This is a genomic window from Nonomuraea zeae (assembly GCF_005889725.1).
GTDB classification, from domain to species: domain Bacteria; phylum Actinomycetota; class Actinomycetes; order Streptosporangiales; family Streptosporangiaceae; genus Nonomuraea; species Nonomuraea zeae.
The window spans coordinates 1-14,721 of the sequence record NZ_VCKX01000117.1 but is presented as its reverse complement, the minus strand read 5'-3'; the positions used below and the strand labels follow the sequence as shown (position 1 = coordinate 14,721).

Here is a 14,721-nt window from a genome sequence, read left to right as displayed (position 1 = left end):
ATCAGGGCTGGAAATCCGCGTCCACGGTCACGGTCACGTCGAGGAGCAGCGGCTCCTCGCGGTCGGACAGCGACGGCAGCACCTCGTCCAGCACCGCCGTCAGCTCGTCGTAGGAGTCCACGCGCCTGGCCGGGCAGCCCAGCGACCTGGCCAGGCCGCCCATGTCCACCTCCGTGAACGGCGGCCACGGCGCCTTGCCGCCCTGCTTGTCGGCCAGCCGGTCCATGACCGCGTAGCGGCCGTTGGCGAGCACGACGAACAGCGCGCCCACCCGGTAGTGCGCGGCGCTCCACAGGGCGTGCACGCCGTAGAGCGCCGACCCGTCGCCCACGACCGCGAGCACGGGCCGGCCGGGCAGCGCCATGCGCAGGCCCACGGCGGCGGGCACTGCGAACCCCAGCCCGCCCATCGCGGCCGACACGAAGCCGAGCGGGCTCCTGGCCGGTACGAGCCGGTGCAGGTCGGGGCGCGAGGACGGGGTCTCCTCGATGAGCACGGCGTCGGCCGGCAGGCGCCTGGCCAGCTCGCGCAGCACGTGCGCGGCCCGCAACGGCCGGCCGGCCGCGGGCGGCTCGGGAGCCTCGGGAACGTCCCACGGCGTCACCGGCGCCCCGGACCGGGCGGGGAGCAGCTCGGCCAGCCGCCCGCAGACGGCGCCGGGTGCGGCCAGGTAGGCCAGGTCGGCGGGGCTGCGATGCGCCTCCGCCGGATCGGCGGTGACCAGCGCGACCGACGTGCCCGGCGGCACCAGGGGCCCCGGAACGTAGGGGTACTGGCGGAAGACGGGCGCTCCCACCGCGAGCACCACGTCATGCGCCCCCAGCACCACCCGCAGCCGCGTCCTGTCGGCGGGCAGCACGCCCGCGTACTGCGGATGGTCCTGCGGGAACCCGGCCCGCCCGCCGAACGACTCCTGGAACACCGGGCAGGCCAGCCGCTCGGCCAGCGACACCAGGGACGGCCAGTCCGCGCCCGCGCCCGTGACGATCGCCGGCGCGCGCGCCCCGGCCAGCAGCTCCACCAGCGGCGCGAGCTCGTCGTCCGCCACGGCCGCCGGGCGCAGCAGCCGTTTCGGGGCCGCCATGACCTCTCCGTCGAAGTCCGCCGCCCAGTCGTCCATCGGCACCACCACCAGCGCGGGCCCCCGGGCGGTGGCCGCCTCGTGGCAGGCGCGCGCCAGCGCGCCCGGCACGTCCTGGGCGCGCACCGGCTGGTCCACCCAGACCGGATAGTCCCCGGCCAGCCCGGCCAGCCGCCCGGCCAGGAAGGGCTCCAGCGCCAGGTGCCGCCGGTCCTGCTGGCCGACGAGGACCACCAGCGGCACCCGGTTGGCGCGGGCGGTGGCGATGGCCCCGACCGCGTTGCCCAGCCCGGCGGTGGTGTGCAGCAGGGCCAGCGCGGGGGCGTCGTGCCCGATGGCCCACCCGGTGGCCATGCCGACCACGGAGCCCTCGTGCAGGGCGAGCACGAAGCGCAGGTCGTCCGGCAGCCCGGTCAGCAGGGACACCTCGGTGGAGCCGGGATTGCTGAAGATCGTGGTCAGCCCGTACCGCCTGAGCACGTCGAACGCGGCGTCCTTGACCGTGGTCATCGCGTCCCCCTCGCGCGCTGGATCTGGCGGTACACGTGCCCGCGCAGCTCCCCGAACTGGGGCAACGAGCGCGTGATGAGCTGGTCGCGCTCCGGCGGCAGCTCGATCTTCAGGTCTTCCATGATCACGGTGGGGGACGAGGACAGCACGATCACCCGTTGTCCCAGGTAGACGGCCTCGTCGATGTCGTGGGTGACGAACAGCGTGGTCACGCCGAGCTCGCGCCACAGCCGCAGGATCAGGTCCTCCAGATCGGCCCTGGTCTGCGCGTCCACGGCGGCGAACGGCTCGTCCATGAGCAGCACCTGAGGCTCGTACGCCACCGCCCGCGCGATGGCCACCCGCTGCTGCATGCCGCCGGACAGCTGCCAGGGATGCGCGTCGGCCGCGTCGCCCAGCCCGACCGCCGCCAGCGAGTCCGCGACCAGCTCGCGCCGCCGCGCGGCGGGCAGCCGCTTCTCCTTCAGCGGCAGCTCGACGTTCTGTCGCACGGTCATCCAGGGGAACAGGCTGCGGCCGTACTCCTGGAAGACCACGGCCATGCTCGGCGGCGGCCCGGTGACGGGCGTCCCGGCCACCCGGACCTGGCCCGCGCTGACCGGCAGCAGTCCGGCGACGCACCGCAGCAGCGTGGTCTTGCCGCAGCCGGATGGCCCCACGACGCAGACCAGCTCGCCGGTGCCGACCTCGAAGGTGATGGAGCTGATCGCCTCGACCCGGCGGCCGGGGCTCTCGTAGACCTTGTTCAGCGAGGAGATCTCAAGCACGGGCGGCTCCACTGCCGTAGTACCAGGACAACACCCACCGCTCGACGCGGCGGAAGAGCAGGGACAGCGCCAGGCCGAGCAGCCCGAGCAGCAGGATCCCGCTCCACATCTCGGCGATCTGGAACTGCCGCTGGAACAGCACGATCGTGAACCCCAGGCCGCTGGAGCTGGCGAACATCTCGCTGATGACCATGAGGATGATCCCGATGGACAGCGCCTGCCGCAGCCCGGTCATGATCTGCGGGCTGGCGCCGCGCAGCACGAACCGCCGCATCCTGGTGGCGCCGCGCACGCCGTACATGCGGCAGGTGTCGGCGAGGACCTCGTCCAGCGCGCGTACGCCCTCCACGGTGTTGAGCAGGATCGGCCAGACGCAGCCCGAGACGATGACCAGCACCTTCATGGGGGTGTCGATCCCGGCCAGCAGCATGATCAGCGGCACCAGCACCGGCGGCGGGATCGCCCTGAAGAATTCCAGGACCGGCTCCAGCGTGGCCCGCAGCCGCCGCGACAGGCCGATCGGCACGCCCAGCCCGACACCGAGCACGCCGGCCACGGCGTAACCCGCCAGCAGCCGGCCCACGCTCGGCAGCACGTCGTCGAGCAGCCGCTCGGAGAACCAGGTCGCCACGAACGCCCGCCCGACGGCCTCCGGGCTCGGCAGGTAGAAGGAGCTCCCGCTGACCGCCCACCAGCCCAGCACCAGCAGGACCGGCAGCGCCAGCAGGTTGACGACTCTCACGCGGCGACCTCCGAGCGTACGGCGGGATGCCAGGCCAGCACCCTGCGCTCCAGCAGCCGCACGGCCGCGTTCACCCCGATGCCGACCAGCCCGGCCAGCACGATCAGCGCGTACACGGCAGGCACGGCCCCGCTGCTCTGCGCCACCTGGATCTCGGCGCCCAGCCCCGGGCTGCCGATGACCAGCTCGGCCGTCACGGCCAGGATGAACGCCACCGCCGCGGCCAGCCTGAGCCCGGTCATGACGTACGGCAGCGCGGTCGGCCACACCAGGTGCCTGACCCGCGACCAGGCCGACAGCCCGTACGACCGCGCGGTGTCGAACGCCACCGAGTCCACGGCCGCGACGCCGTACAGGACCTGGATGAGCACCTGCCAGAACGACGCGTAGACCACGAGCATCAGCGTCGAGCCGAGCGACGGCCCGAACAGCAGCGTGGCCAGCGGCACCAGCGCGACCGACGGGATCGGCCGCAGGAACTCCACGGTGGAGCCGGTCAGCGCGCGCAGCCCCGGCACGATTCCGATGACGACGCCGGTCACCACCGCCGCGCAGAACGCGATCGCCAGCCCCAGCGCCCAGCCGCGCATGGTCTCGCCGAGCGCGATCCACAGCTCGGGCGTGCCCAGCTGCGCGAAGAGGGTCCCGAGTATCCGCGAGGCGGGCGGCAGGAACCGCTCGTCGACCAGGCCGGCCCGCGGCACGACCTCCATCAGCGCGAGCAGCGCCCCCAGCCCGGCCAGGCCGTGGCCGAGCCGGGCCAGTGCGGCGCCGGAACGGCGTGCGGTCACTGCACCAGCGCCGACACGTCGATCTTCTCCTTCAGCACCCCGTCGGCCGCCGCCAGATCGGCGATGGTCTGCACGGACGCCTTGTTCACCTCGGCCGGCCACTTCGGCAGGTAGATCTTCGCGATCACCTCCGGCGCGATCTTCGTGTACGTCTTCAGCACCTCTCTGACCTCGTCGGGATGCGCGTCGGCGTACTCCAGCGACTTGCGGATCGCCGCGGTGAACCGCTTGGTCAGGTCGGCGTCGGTCCTGCCGGTGGTGAAGTACATGGCGACGGTCAGGTTCGGCGCGGCGTCGGCGAAGTTCCAGGCCACGGCCCGCGCGCCCTGGCTGAGCGCCTGGCTGACGAACGGCTCGACCACCCAGATGGCGTCCACCCGGCCGCTCTGCAGGGCGGCGGGCGCGTCGGGGAAGGGCAGCTCGACGAACTCGATGCCGGTGGGGTCGCCGCCCGCGTTGCGCACGGAGGCGCGTACGGTCGTGTCGCCGATGTTCTTGAGCTGGTTGACCGAGATCTTCTTGCCCGCCAGGTCCTTGGCCGCCTTGATCGGGCTGTCCGGCTTGACCAGCACCGCGCTGAAGTCCTTGCCCTGCTCGCCGGTCGAGGAGACGCCGTTGGCGACCACCTTCACGTCGAGCCCCTGCTGCTTGGCGGTCAGCAGCGAGGTCGTGTTGGCGAAGGCGAACTGGAACTGCCCGCTCACCGCACCGGAGATGCTGGCCGCGCCGCCCTGGACCGGAGTGATCGTGAGATCGATGTTCTGCTCGTCGAAGAAGCCCTTGGCCTTGCCCAGGTGGATCGGCGCGGTGTCCACGATGGCGATCACACCCGCGTTGACCTTGGTCTTTCCCGCGCCCTGACTGGGGGTCGCGGCCGGCGTGCCGCCGCAGGCGGTCACGAGCAGGGCGGAGAGGAGGATGAGAGCGCGACGCACGGCTGCTCCTATGTGTTCGCGATGCGCACATGTATTCTCTGACCGAACGACCCCGTATCGCGGAACTTACGCCTTTGTCGGCGCCTGTCAAGGGGATCACCATGGTCGATCATGTGCAGTCGCTGGCCCGCGGACTCGCCGTGATCCGGGCGTTCAGCGCCATCGAGCCCGAGCTGACGCTCAGCCAGGTGGCCCGCGCGACCGGGCTCAGCAGGGCGGCGGCCAGGCGGTTCCTGATCACGCTCACCGACCTCGGCTACGTGCGCAGCGACGGGCGGCTGTTCGCGCTCACGCCGCGGGTGCTGGAGCTCGGGTACGCCTACCTGTCGAGCCTGTCGCTGCCCGAGGTCGCCGACCCGCACCTCGAACGGCTGGCCGCCGAGGTGCACGAGTCGGCCTCGGTCGCGGTGCTCGACGGCGCGGACGTCGTCTACGTCGCCAGGGTCGCCACGGCCCGGATCATGCGGGTGACGATCAACATCGGCACCAGGTTCCCCGCCTACTGCACGTCCATGGGGCGGGTGCTGCTGGCGGCGCTACCGCCCGACCGGCTCGACGACTACCTGGAGCGGGCCGACCTGCGCCGGCTCACGTCACGGACGATCGTCCTGCCCGCCGCGCTGCGTACCGAGCTGGAGCACGTGCGCGCGCGGGGGTGGGCGATGGTGGACCAGGAGCTGGAAGAGGGGCTGCGCTCGATCGCCGCGCCGATCCGCGACCGGGCCGGCCGTACGGTCGCGGCGGTCAACGTCTCCACGCACGCCAGCCGCACGACCCTCCAGGCGGCGGGACGCACGCTGCTGCCGCACCTGCTGGCCACGGCCGCCAAGATCGAGGCCGACCTCGCGTCGCTGTCCGTCGCCAGAGCCTGACCCGCCTCCGCCTTCAGCGGTTCCGGTACCGGTCGGTGGCGTCGCGGGTCGCCCGGATGGCCGCGTCCGCCCGGTCGTACGTACGCTGCGCCAGCCCCACGAAGATGCAGTCCACGATCAGCAACTGGCTGATCCGGCTGGCCAGCGCCCCCGGGCGGAACGCCGTCTCCCGCCCGGCCGACACCAGCGTGTGATCGGCCAGCTCCGCCAGCGACGACCGGGGATTGTTGGTGATCCCCACGATCAGCGCACCCGCCTCGGAAGCCGTCCGCGCGGGCACGAGCACGTCGGGCGTCTCGCCGCTGCAGCTGATCGCCACCGCCACGTCGCCGTCCCGCAGCAACGCCGCGCTGGTCAGCGCCAGGTGAGCGTCACTGAACGGGTGGCTGGACAGCCCGATCCGCAGCAGCTTCTGCGACATGTCCGCGGCGACCAGGCCGGAGGCGGCGACGCCGTACACGTCCACCCGCCGCGCCGCCGAGATGGCCGCCACGACCTCGCCGAGCTGGTCCGGGTCGAGCTGCGCCGCCGTGTCGGCCAGCGCCTCCGACTCCGCCCGCGCCACCTTGGCGATCACGTCGGTCAGCGGATCGTCGGGCCCCAGGTCGCCGGGCACCAGGCGCTCGGGCTCCTTGGCCACGGCGGCGGCCAGCGCGAAGCGCATCTGCGAGTAGCCGGCGAAGCCGAGCGCGCGGGCGGTGCGCACGATCGTCGCCTCGCTCGTCCCGGACACCCCGCTGAACTCGGTGATCGTGCTCCGCACGACCAGCCCGGGATCGTCCAGGATGATGCGAGCGATGGCCTGCGCCGCCGGGGTGAGCGAGGGCAGGACGGCACGCACCGCCGCGACCGGGTTGGCGGACTCGGCGGTCACTGATCTCCTCCGGCCCGCAAGCCACCTGTCAGCCATTCCGCCGCGGCCTGCGCGGACACGCGGGAGATCCCGTGCGTGGCCACGTGCACGGCGGCCCCGGCCGCGGGAGCGGGGATGCCGGTGTCCACCACGATCACGTCGGGCCGGATCGCCGCGGCCCTGGCCACGGTCTCGCGCACCCAGGCGTGCCGGGCGGCGTCGTGGACCACCAGCACCACCGGCCGGTCGTCGAACGCGGGCAGCGCGCCCTCCGGCTCCATCTGCACCCTGGCGGTGTCCGGGAGCAGGGTGGTGAGCGCCGCCGTGATGCCGGTCGGCGTGGCCGGGTCCACCGCCTTGCTGAAGCGCGTGTTGACCTCGACGACCAGCGGCCCGCGCGCCAGCCGGGCGCGGCCATCCGTGGTCAGCGCCGCCCTGGCCGCGTCCAGGCCGACGCCCTCGTCCACGTCGCCGCGGGCCTTGTCGCGCAGCGCCTGCTGGGCGGCGTACCAGTCGGACAGCACGCGCACCCGCTCGGCCGCCTCCGCCAGCCGCTCCTCGGGCAGGACCCCGGAGCGCACCGCGGCCACGATCGCGTCGCGGATCTCGTGCAGGCTGTCCTCGGTGGACAGCCCCACGCAGATGGCGTCCACGCCCGCGCCGAGCGCGCGCACCGCGATCTCGCCGGGGGCGAACATGTCGGCCACCGCCTGCATCTCGATCGCGTCGGTGACGAGCATCCCGTCGAAACCGAGCTCGCCCCTGAGGAGCTCGGTCATGACGGTACGGCTCAGCGTCGCCGGCAGCGCCGGGTCGAGAGCGGGAACGAGCAGGTGGCCGGACATGATCGAGCGCACCCCGGCGTCGATCGCGGCTCTGAACGGCGGAAGGTCGCGCTCGAACAGCGTCTCGCGCGAGGCGTGCACGGTCGGCAGCGCCAGGTGGGAGTCGGTGACCGTGTCCCCGTGCCCGGGGAAGTGCTTGGCGCAGGCGGCCACCCCCGCGCCCTGCACGCCGTCCACGTAGGCGACGGTGTGGCGGGCGACCAGCTCGGGGTCCGGCCCGAACGAGCGGACGCCGATCACGGGGTTGGCCGGGTTGGCGTTCACGTCGGCGGACGGCGCGTAGTCGAGGGTGATGTCCAGCTCGGCGAGCATCCTGCCGATCTGGCGGCCCACCCGCTCGGTGAGCGCCACGGCGTCCACCACGCCCAGCGCCTTGTTGCCGGGGAAGGAGCTGCCGGCCACGACTTCGAGCCGGGTGACCGCGCCGCCCTCCTCGTCGATGGCGATCACGGTGCCCGGGTTCTCGGCCCGCAAGTGCCGTACGAGCTGCTCGTCGATGGCGTTACGGGCGAACAACACCACCCCGCCCAGACCGTCGCCCAGCGCGCGGCGCAACCAGTCGGGGGCGGAGGTCCCCTCGTACCCCGGATGCAGCACGGTCATCGCCAGTCTGTACAGGTCACCGCTCATCGGCATTTTCCTTCACAGTTGTTGATCTGAAGGTAATTTTCTGTCATCGTCGCCCTCGACACAACCACTTCCGAGAGGCCACCCCCCATGCCCAGCAGAAGGACTCTCCTGAAGGGCCTCGCCCTCGCCGCCGCCGCTTCCTCCGTCCCGCTGCCGGCCTTCGCGGCGGCGGACCACGTTCCGCCGCTGCGCCAGATGCGCGGCATGTGGATCGCTTCCGTGGTCAACATCAACTGGCCCTCGAAGCCCGGACTGACCGCCGACCAGCAGAAGGCCGAGTACCTCGCCTGGCTGGACGTGGCTGTGCAGCGCAAGCTGAACTCGGTGTTCGTGCAGATCAGGCCGACCGCCGACGCGTTCTGGCCGTCACCTTTCGAGCCCTGGTCGCAGTATCTGACCGGCACCCAGGGCCAGGACCCCGGCTACGACCCGCTCGGGTTCGCCGTGGAGGAGACCCACAAGCGCGGCCTGGCCTTCCACGCGTGGTTCAACCCGTACCGCGTCTCGATGCAGGCCGACCCCGCCAAGCTGCACCCCGACCACCCGGGACGGCAGCACCCCGACTGGATCCTGCCGTTCGGCGGCAAGCTCTACTACAACCCGGGCCTCCCGGAGGTACGCAAGTTCTGTCAGGACGCGATGATGGACGCGATCACCCGCTACGACATCGACGGCCTGCACTTCGACGACTACTTCTACCCGACGAACACCACTGCCTTCGACGACGCCGAGGAGTTCGCCAAGTACGGCGCCGGGTTCCCCGACCTGGCCACCTGGCGGCGCAACAACGTCGACCTCATGGTCCAGGAGATGCAGCAGCGCGTGCTGGCGGCCAAGCCGGAGATCGCCTGGGGCATCAGCCCGTCCGGCATCTGGCGCAACAAGGCCACCGACCCGCTCGGCTCGGAGACCAACGGCGGCCAGTCGTACGACAACCTGCACGCCGACACCCGCGGCTGGGTGAAGAAGGGCTGGCTGGACTACATCGCGCCGCAGCTCTACTGGTACATCGGGCAGCCGCCGGCCGACTACTCCAAGCTCGTGCCGTGGTGGTCGGACGTGGCCGCCGGCACGAACACGCTGCTGTGGATCGGCCAGGCCGCCTACAAGGCCGGCGATCCCGCGCAGGCGGCCGAGTGGCAGGTCCCGGCCGAGCTGTCCAGGCACCTCACGCTCAACCGGGACCACCCCGAGATCAGCGGCGACATCTGGTACAACGCCAACGACGTCAAGGTGGACCGGATCGCCTCCATCTCCACCGCCGTGAACGACCACTACCAGCGCCCCGCGCTCGCGCCCGTGCTGCCCAGGCTGGCCGGTGGCGAGCCGCCGAAGCGGCCGGTGCTGGCGTACGCGCTGCGCCGCTCCGGCGGGGTCGAGGTGCGGGCCGTGGCGACCGGCAGGGACGAGCCGTTCCAGTTCGCCATCTTCCGCTTCGACCGGCACGCGTCGTCCGACGCCTTCGCCGACGCGCGCAACCTGGTCGCGGTGGTGCCGGGGGACCGGCAGGTGCGCTGGACCGACCCCGAGGGCAAGCGCGGCCAGCACTACTACGTGGTCGCGGTGGACCGCGCGAACAGGACCAGCAAGCCGAGCAACGGCTTCCGGGTGATCTGAGCCTGAGCTCCGCGGCTCGCCCGCGGGCCGTCACCGGTCCGCGGGCATGCTGCGCCTGCGCGCGTCGCCGGCCGGTTTCCAGACCGGCGACGAGCCCGGCACGCCCGCCGCGCACCGATGGATCCGGTGCGCGGCCGCCTGCCGCCGCTCGTCACCGTGCCGCATGGGCATGGTGATGCACAGGTTCCGACGCTGCCGGAACCCCTCGCCGAAGCCCCGGTCGCGATCCGGTCCTAAGAAGCCCTGCGCCCGGCAGCCGCCGATGGCTGCTCGGTCGAAGCTCCCGATGCCCGCTGTGGTGGCACCACGGGGGTCGGGCGTACCAGACCGAGCGCGACGACCTCGTTGGCCAGTCGCGTGCGGCGGTTGGTGCCCTCGGGAATCCTGAACTTCTGGTAGAGCCGCAGCAGATGCTGCTTGACCGCGGCCTCGGTCACGACCAGGTCGTCGGCGATCTCGCGTGCCGTCGCCGGAGCGACGAACGCCTCGTCCGACAGCGCCGGCCTGCAGAGCGAGGTCAGCACATCGACCTCGCGTCTGGTCAGCTCGGGCGCGGCTGCCCTGCGCAACTCGACCTCGGGTGCGAAGTCCTCACGGGGGACTCCGCCGATGCGACCCCGCGCCGCGCCGAAGGATACGACGTCGCCGTCGTCAAGGACCCTCCGGGCGATCGGCCTGCCGTTCACCCGCGTGCCGTTCCTGGACAGTCCCAGGTCCACGACGTACAGGTAGGGTCCTCGTCTGACGAACTCGGCATGGAGTCGAGACACGCTGGGATCGGTGAGCCGGATGTCAACACCCCGGCCCCTTCCGACCGTCGTGATCTCGGGGCGCAACGGGACCACCTCGCCAGTGTCCTCGATGCGTATGAACGGCCCCTCCACGGCAGTTCCTCCCCAGGTAGCCCGCCGTAACTATTACTACAGCTCCGGCTTACCCAAACGAGGGGATGCGGAATCGCCTTTGCCGAAAGGAGAATCCGACGTGAAATTGGTCTGGACCTTTGCGGACGGTTTTGCCTGCTCACGGGTAGACTTCGGGCGAAGATAAGCGGAGGAAACACTCATGGCGGACAAGCCCACGAAAGGTCTGGCCGATGTCGTAGCGGCGTCCACAGCGCTGAGCGACATTGACGGAAAGGCCGGTCGCCTCTTCTACCGTGGATACGACATCCATGACCTGGCCGGCCGTGCGACGTTCGAGGAGACCGCGCACCTGCTCCAGCGCGGCAAGCTGCCCACCCGCTCGCAGCTCGACTCGTACGGTGCCGAGCTGGCGCAGGGCAGGGAGCTCGGCGCGCTGGTCTCAGCGAACATCGCCGAGATCGCCGAGAAACAGAAACCCATGGAGGCGCTGCGCTCGCTGGTGTCGCTGTCCGGTGCGGACGACGCCGACAAGGACGCCATCACCCCTGACGCCAACCTGCGCAAGGCCGCCAGGCTGACCGCGCAGCAGCCCCTTCTGGTGGCCCGCTACCACGCGGCCCGCTCCGGCGGCAGCGCGCCCGAGCCTGACGCCTCGCTAAGCATCGCCGCGAACTTCCTGCTCCAGGTCACCGGCCACACGCCTGATCCCCGCGAAGTCGAGATCTTCGACGAGTGCCTGGTGCTGCACGCCGACCACACCATGAACGCCTCCACGTTCGCCGCCCGCGTCTGCGCCGCGACCCTGTCGGACATGCACTCCGCCATCGTGGCCGCCATCGGCACCCTCAAGGGCCCCCTGCACGGCGGGGCGAACGAGCAGGTCATGAAGACGCTGGAGTCGCTGTCTCCCGGCGGCGTGGCCCAGGCGGTGCGCGACAAGCTCGCGGCGGGCGAGAAGATCATGGGCTTCGGCCACCGCGTCTACAAGACCGAGGACCCCCGCGCCACGCACCTGCGCAGGATGTCCGCCGAACTGGCCGAGTCCAGCGGCGACGACACCTATTATCGGATGTCCAAGGAGATGGAGGAGGTCGTCTTCGAGACGAAGGGCCTCTACCCGAACGTGGACTTCTACGCCGCGTCGGTGTACCACTACCTCGGCATCCCCACCGACCTGTTCACCCCTGTCTTCTCGATCAGCCGCATGTCGGGCTGGACCGCTCACGTCATCGAGCAGCACGCCGACAACCGATTGATCCGCCCGGACAGCGAGTACATCGGTGAGACCGACCAGAAGTGGAAGCCGATAGACGAAAGATGATGGGAAGAACGAGGACCGATGCCGACGCTGGTTCGTAGCGCATGCGATCGTGAGCGGGCGCGTTGAGCCGAGGGACCGAACGCGAGAGCTGGGGGCCGTACCCGCTGATCCTGGCGGGTGCGGTCGTCGGCGTGCTCGTGATCCTTTTTGTGGACCCGCGCTGGGGCGGGTTCGCGTTGGGCGCCGCCATCATGGTCGCCGCCGCGCTTCGTTTCGCCGGTTACGGCGGACAGCTGTCCGTACGCAGTAAGAGGACAGACATCATCACGCTGGCCGGCTTCGGCTTCGTGCTGGTCCTGACCTCGCTCCTGCTGGACAACAGCGAGCTCAAGGCGCTGCTCCTGTCCCTTTTCGCCCGTTGACCGGACGGTCCGATAGCCTCAACGCATCAATTCATCGAAGGGGAACCATTCGCATGCCCAAGATCAAGGTGGAGGGTCCTGTCGTCGAGCTTGACGGCGACGAGATGACCCGGATCATCTGGCAGTTCATCAAGGACCAGCTGATCCTTCCCTACCTCGACGTCGACCTGAAGTACTACGACCTCGGCATCGAGCACCGCGACGCCACGGACGACCAGGTCACCATCGACTCCGCCAACGCCATCAAGAAGTACGGCGTCGGTGTGAAATGCGCCACCATCACCCCGGACGAGGCGCGGGTCGAGGAGTTCGGTCTCAAGAAGATGTGGAAGTCCCCCAACGGGACCATCCGCAACATCCTCGGCGGCGTCATCTTCCGCGAGCCGATCATCATGTCGAACGTGCCGCGGCTCGTACCCGGCTGGACCAAGCCGATCGTCGTCGGCCGTCACGCCTTCGGTGACCAGTACCGCGCCACCGACCTGAAGATCCCGGGCGAGGGCTCACTGACCCTGACGTTCACGCCGAAGGACGGCTCCGAGCCGATCGAGCTCGACGTGTACGACTTCCCCGGCAGCGGCATCGCGATGGCGATGTACAACCTCGACGAGTCGATCCGCGACTTCGCCCGCGCCTCGATGCGCTACGGCCTCAACCGCAACTACCCGGTCTACCTCTCCACGAAGAACACCATCCTCAAGGCCTACGACGGCCGCTTCAAGGACATCTTCGCCGAGATCTACGAGACCGAGTTCAAGAGCGAGTTCGAGCAGGCCGGGCTCACCTACGAGCACCGCCTCATCGACGACATGGTCGCGGCGGCGATGAAGTGGGAGGGCGGCTACGTCTGGGCCGCGAAGAACTACGACGGCGACGTGCAGTCCGACACCGTCGCGCAGGGCTTCGGCTCCCTGGGCCTGATGACCTCGGTCCTGATGACCCCCGACGGCCAGACCGTCGAGGCCGAGGCCGCCCACGGCACGGTGACCCGTCACTACCGCGAGCACCAGAAGGGCAACCCCACCTCCACCAACCCCATCGCCTCGATCTTCGCGTGGACGCGTGGCCTGGCCCACCGCGGCAAGCTCGACAACACCCCCGCCGTGACCGACTTCGCGAACAAGCTGGAGGAGGTCTGCGTCGAGACCGTCGAGGGCGGCCAGATGACCAAGGACCTGGCGCTCCTGGTCGGCGGCGACGCCAAGTGGCTCACCACCCAGGACTTCCTGGCGGCGCTGGACGAGAACCTCAAGAAGAAGATGTCTGTCTAGTCGCTTTCGAACACGGCCTCTACCTGCGGCTTCGCCGTACGGTGGAGGCCGTTCTGGTTTTTGGGCCCGCGAGCCGATTTCCGCAATGGGCTCTGTGATCAGCGCTCCAGCAGGGTGTCCAGCTCGGCGGTGAAGAGTTGCTCGGGGTCGAGGTCCATCCCCCTGAAGTGGCCCGCCAGCTCCAGGGACAGGACGCCGTGCAGGCGGGTCCAGAAGGCGAGCGCCCGGCGGAGGGCGGCGGGCGGGGCCGGGTGGCCGTCCGCCCAGCCACGGTGCTCGTCGAGGTGCGCGTCGAGCGGGGTCCCCGGGCTGCCGGAGTGCAGCGCGGTGAATGCGTCGAGCAGGGTCGCCATGATGCGGGACGAGATCGCGGTGATGTCGTCGGGGGCGTGGTAGCCGGGGACGGGCGTGCCGTACATGAGGAAGTACCGCTGCGGGTCGGCCAGCGCCCACCCGCGCAGCGCGTGGGCCAGGGCGGCGGCGTCCGGGCCGGGCTCGGCGGCCGCGCGGAAGGTGTCGGCGAGGCTCTGGTAGGCGTCCCTGATGAGCTCGGTGATCAGGTCGTCGCGGCTGGCGAAATAGCGGTAGAGCGCGGGCCCGCTCATGCCCATCTGCTTGGCGATCGCGTTGAGCGACAGCGCCGAGGTGCCCGCGGTGGCGATCTGCTCCCACGCGCGTTCCTTGATCTCCGCGCGCACCTGCGTGCGGTAGCGCTCGCGCGGCGCCTTCGTGCCCGTCTCCGCCATGGCCTGCGCCACCTCCCGTTCCGTTAGAGGTTATCACGAACGTGATTGACACTCACTGCGTCCGTCGGTTATAACTTCTAACGAACGCAATATGCAGTAATAACCGTCGTCCCCGCGGACGTCGCCGCCCGCGTCCGCGAGCTCGCCCCGCGGCACGCTCGTTTGACCGAAACGAGAGGAACCCCCATGTTCGCCATCCGCATCCGTGCCGCCGCCCTTGCGGTCTCGCTCACCGCCGCCGGCGTGCTCGGCATCGCCGCCCAGCCCGCCCTGGCCGCCCCGCGCGCCTCCGAGTGCCGCGGGCAGGGCGTGGACGCCGGCTCGCCCATCCGCTACCGCACCGACACCGTGATCGACGCGCCGCTCAGCACCATCTGGAAGCTGCAGACCGACGTGGAGCGCTGGCCGTCCTGGCAGCCGCCCGTCACCACCATCGAGCGCCTCGACCACGGCCCCCTCCGCAAGGGCTCGCGGTTCCGGTGGACGACCCCCGCGCCGGCCACCCCCACGAC

General features: G+C 70.8%; 16 protein-coding genes. 6 read left to right on the top strand and 10 right to left on the bottom strand.

The genetic code is table 11. From position 1 onward, the window contains the following. Position 1: 1 nt before the first annotated feature. Genes ETD85_RS32020 through ETD85_RS32000 form a run of 5 tightly spaced genes read right to left on the bottom strand, consistent with a single transcriptional unit; the run spans position 2 to position 4,826 of the window. Positions 2 to 1,591 carry a thiamine pyrophosphate-dependent enzyme gene (locus ETD85_RS32020; RefSeq protein WP_138693544.1) on the bottom strand — a complete coding sequence of 530 codons (1,590 nt, stop codon included), beginning with the start codon at positions 1,589 to 1,591 and terminating at the stop codon, positions 2 to 4. After that, positions 1,588 to 2,358, bottom strand: coding sequence for an ABC transporter ATP-binding protein (locus tag ETD85_RS32015; RefSeq protein WP_138693543.1), 771 nt, complete (start codon positions 2,356 to 2,358; stop codon positions 1,588 to 1,590). The genes ETD85_RS32020 and ETD85_RS32015 overlap by 4 nt, the downstream gene beginning before the upstream one ends. Further along, positions 2,351 to 3,100, bottom strand: a complete 750-nt coding sequence (locus ETD85_RS32010; protein ID WP_138693542.1) for an ABC transporter permease — start codon at positions 3,098 to 3,100, stop codon at positions 2,351 to 2,353. Before ETD85_RS32010 ends, ETD85_RS32015 begins: the two co-directional genes overlap by 8 nt. After that, positions 3,097 to 3,891 (bottom strand): ABC transporter permease, encoded by a 795-nt coding sequence (locus ETD85_RS32005; protein ID WP_240779568.1) that lies wholly within the window; start codon positions 3,889 to 3,891, stop codon positions 3,097 to 3,099. The genes ETD85_RS32010 and ETD85_RS32005 overlap by 4 nt, the downstream gene beginning before the upstream one ends. After that, positions 3,888 to 4,826: an ABC transporter substrate-binding protein gene (locus tag ETD85_RS32000; RefSeq protein WP_138693541.1), complete on the bottom strand. Its 939-nt coding sequence runs from the start codon at positions 4,824 to 4,826 to the stop codon at positions 3,888 to 3,890. Before ETD85_RS32000 ends, ETD85_RS32005 begins: the two co-directional genes overlap by 4 nt. 101 nt (positions 4,827 to 4,927) lie before the next feature. On the opposite strand from ETD85_RS32000, the gene ETD85_RS31995 reads away from it, so the two are divergent. Then, on the top strand, positions 4,928 to 5,698 hold the full coding sequence (locus tag ETD85_RS31995) for an IclR family transcriptional regulator domain-containing protein (RefSeq protein WP_138693540.1): 771 nt from the start codon (positions 4,928 to 4,930) through the stop codon (positions 5,696 to 5,698). 13 nt (positions 5,699 to 5,711) lie between these two features. Here ETD85_RS31995 and ETD85_RS31990 read toward each other — a convergent pair whose 3' ends face one another. Then, complete coding sequence (locus ETD85_RS31990) at positions 5,712 to 6,572, bottom strand: MurR/RpiR family transcriptional regulator (RefSeq protein WP_240779567.1); 861 nt, start codon at positions 6,570 to 6,572, stop codon at positions 5,712 to 5,714. Then, entirely contained in the window at positions 6,569 to 8,026 is a 1,458-nt protein-coding gene (locus tag ETD85_RS31985; RefSeq protein ID WP_138693538.1) for a glycoside hydrolase family 3 protein, read from the bottom strand. The genes ETD85_RS31990 and ETD85_RS31985 overlap by 4 nt, the downstream gene beginning before the upstream one ends. A gap of 87 nt (positions 8,027 to 8,113) precedes the next feature. Between ETD85_RS31985 and ETD85_RS31980 the strand changes: the two genes are divergently transcribed. Next, complete coding sequence (locus tag ETD85_RS31980; RefSeq protein WP_138693537.1) at positions 8,114 to 9,643, top strand: glycoside hydrolase family 10-like protein; 1,530 nt, start codon at positions 8,114 to 8,116, stop codon at positions 9,641 to 9,643. A gap of 30 nt (positions 9,644 to 9,673) precedes the next feature. Here the strand turns inward: ETD85_RS31980 and ETD85_RS66970 are convergent, their stop codons facing one another. Beyond that, positions 9,674 to 9,808: a hypothetical protein gene (locus ETD85_RS66970; protein WP_276617294.1), complete on the bottom strand. Its 135-nt coding sequence runs from the start codon at positions 9,806 to 9,808 to the stop codon at positions 9,674 to 9,676. 68 nt (positions 9,809 to 9,876) lie between these two features. Then, the gene (locus ETD85_RS31975) at positions 9,877 to 10,527 is read right to left on the bottom strand and encodes an FHA domain-containing protein (RefSeq protein WP_138693536.1); all 651 of its coding nucleotides are present in this window, start codon (positions 10,525 to 10,527) and stop codon (positions 9,877 to 9,879) included. Positions 10,528 to 10,708: 181 nt separating this feature from the next. Between ETD85_RS31975 and ETD85_RS31970 the strand changes: the two genes are divergently transcribed. The 3 genes from ETD85_RS31970 to ETD85_RS31960 all read left to right on the top strand — a co-directional run bounded on the left by ETD85_RS31970 (position 10,709) and on the right by ETD85_RS31960 (position 13,463). Further along, on the top strand, positions 10,709 to 11,830 hold the full coding sequence (locus tag ETD85_RS31970) for a citrate/2-methylcitrate synthase (RefSeq protein ID WP_138693535.1): 1,122 nt from the start codon (positions 10,709 to 10,711) through the stop codon (positions 11,828 to 11,830). Between the two features lie 62 nt (positions 11,831 to 11,892). After that, the gene (locus ETD85_RS31965; RefSeq protein WP_138693534.1) at positions 11,893 to 12,192 is read left to right on the top strand and encodes a DUF3017 domain-containing protein; all 300 of its coding nucleotides are present in this window, start codon (positions 11,893 to 11,895) and stop codon (positions 12,190 to 12,192) included. Positions 12,193 to 12,245: 53 nt separating this feature from the next. Then, a complete protein-coding gene (locus ETD85_RS31960; protein ID WP_138693533.1) occupies positions 12,246 to 13,463 on the top strand; it encodes an NADP-dependent isocitrate dehydrogenase in 1,218 nt (405 codons plus the stop codon). Between the two features lie 98 nt (positions 13,464 to 13,561). On the opposite strand, the gene ETD85_RS31955 is transcribed toward ETD85_RS31960, so the two are convergent. After that, the gene (locus tag ETD85_RS31955; protein WP_138693532.1) at positions 13,562 to 14,209 is read right to left on the bottom strand and encodes a TetR/AcrR family transcriptional regulator; all 648 of its coding nucleotides are present in this window, start codon (positions 14,207 to 14,209) and stop codon (positions 13,562 to 13,564) included. A 186-nt stretch (positions 14,210 to 14,395) separates the two neighbouring features. Here ETD85_RS31955 and ETD85_RS31950 point away from each other — a divergent pair. Next, positions 14,396 to 14,721 (top strand): SRPBCC family protein (locus ETD85_RS31950; protein WP_206058803.1); only part of this gene is annotated, 326 nt, incomplete at its 3' end.

Bases quoted from the DNA above. Each gene is read 5' to 3' on its own strand.
- ETD85_RS32020 (WP_138693544.1), bottom strand. From the start codon at position 1,591: ATGACCACGGTCAAGGACGCCGCGTTCGACGTGCTCAGGCGGTACGGG.
- ETD85_RS31995 (WP_138693540.1), top strand. From the start codon at position 4,928: ATGGTCGATCATGTGCAGTCGCTGGCCCGCGGACTCGCCGTGATCCGG.
- ETD85_RS31985 (WP_138693538.1), bottom strand. From the start codon at position 8,026: ATGAGCGGTGACCTGTACAGACTGGCGATGACCGTGCTGCATCCGGGG.
- ETD85_RS31980 (WP_138693537.1), top strand. From the start codon at position 8,114: ATGCCCAGCAGAAGGACTCTCCTGAAGGGCCTCGCCCTCGCCGCCGCC.
- ETD85_RS66970 (WP_276617294.1), bottom strand. From the start codon at position 9,808: ATGCGGCACGGTGACGAGCGGCGGCAGGCGGCCGCGCACCGGATCCAT.
- ETD85_RS31970 (WP_138693535.1), top strand. From the start codon at position 10,709: ATGGCGGACAAGCCCACGAAAGGTCTGGCCGATGTCGTAGCGGCGTCC.
- ETD85_RS31960 (WP_138693533.1), top strand. From the start codon at position 12,246: ATGCCCAAGATCAAGGTGGAGGGTCCTGTCGTCGAGCTTGACGGCGAC.
- ETD85_RS31955 (WP_138693532.1), bottom strand. From the start codon at position 14,209: ATGGCGGAGACGGGCACGAAGGCGCCGCGCGAGCGCTACCGCACGCAG.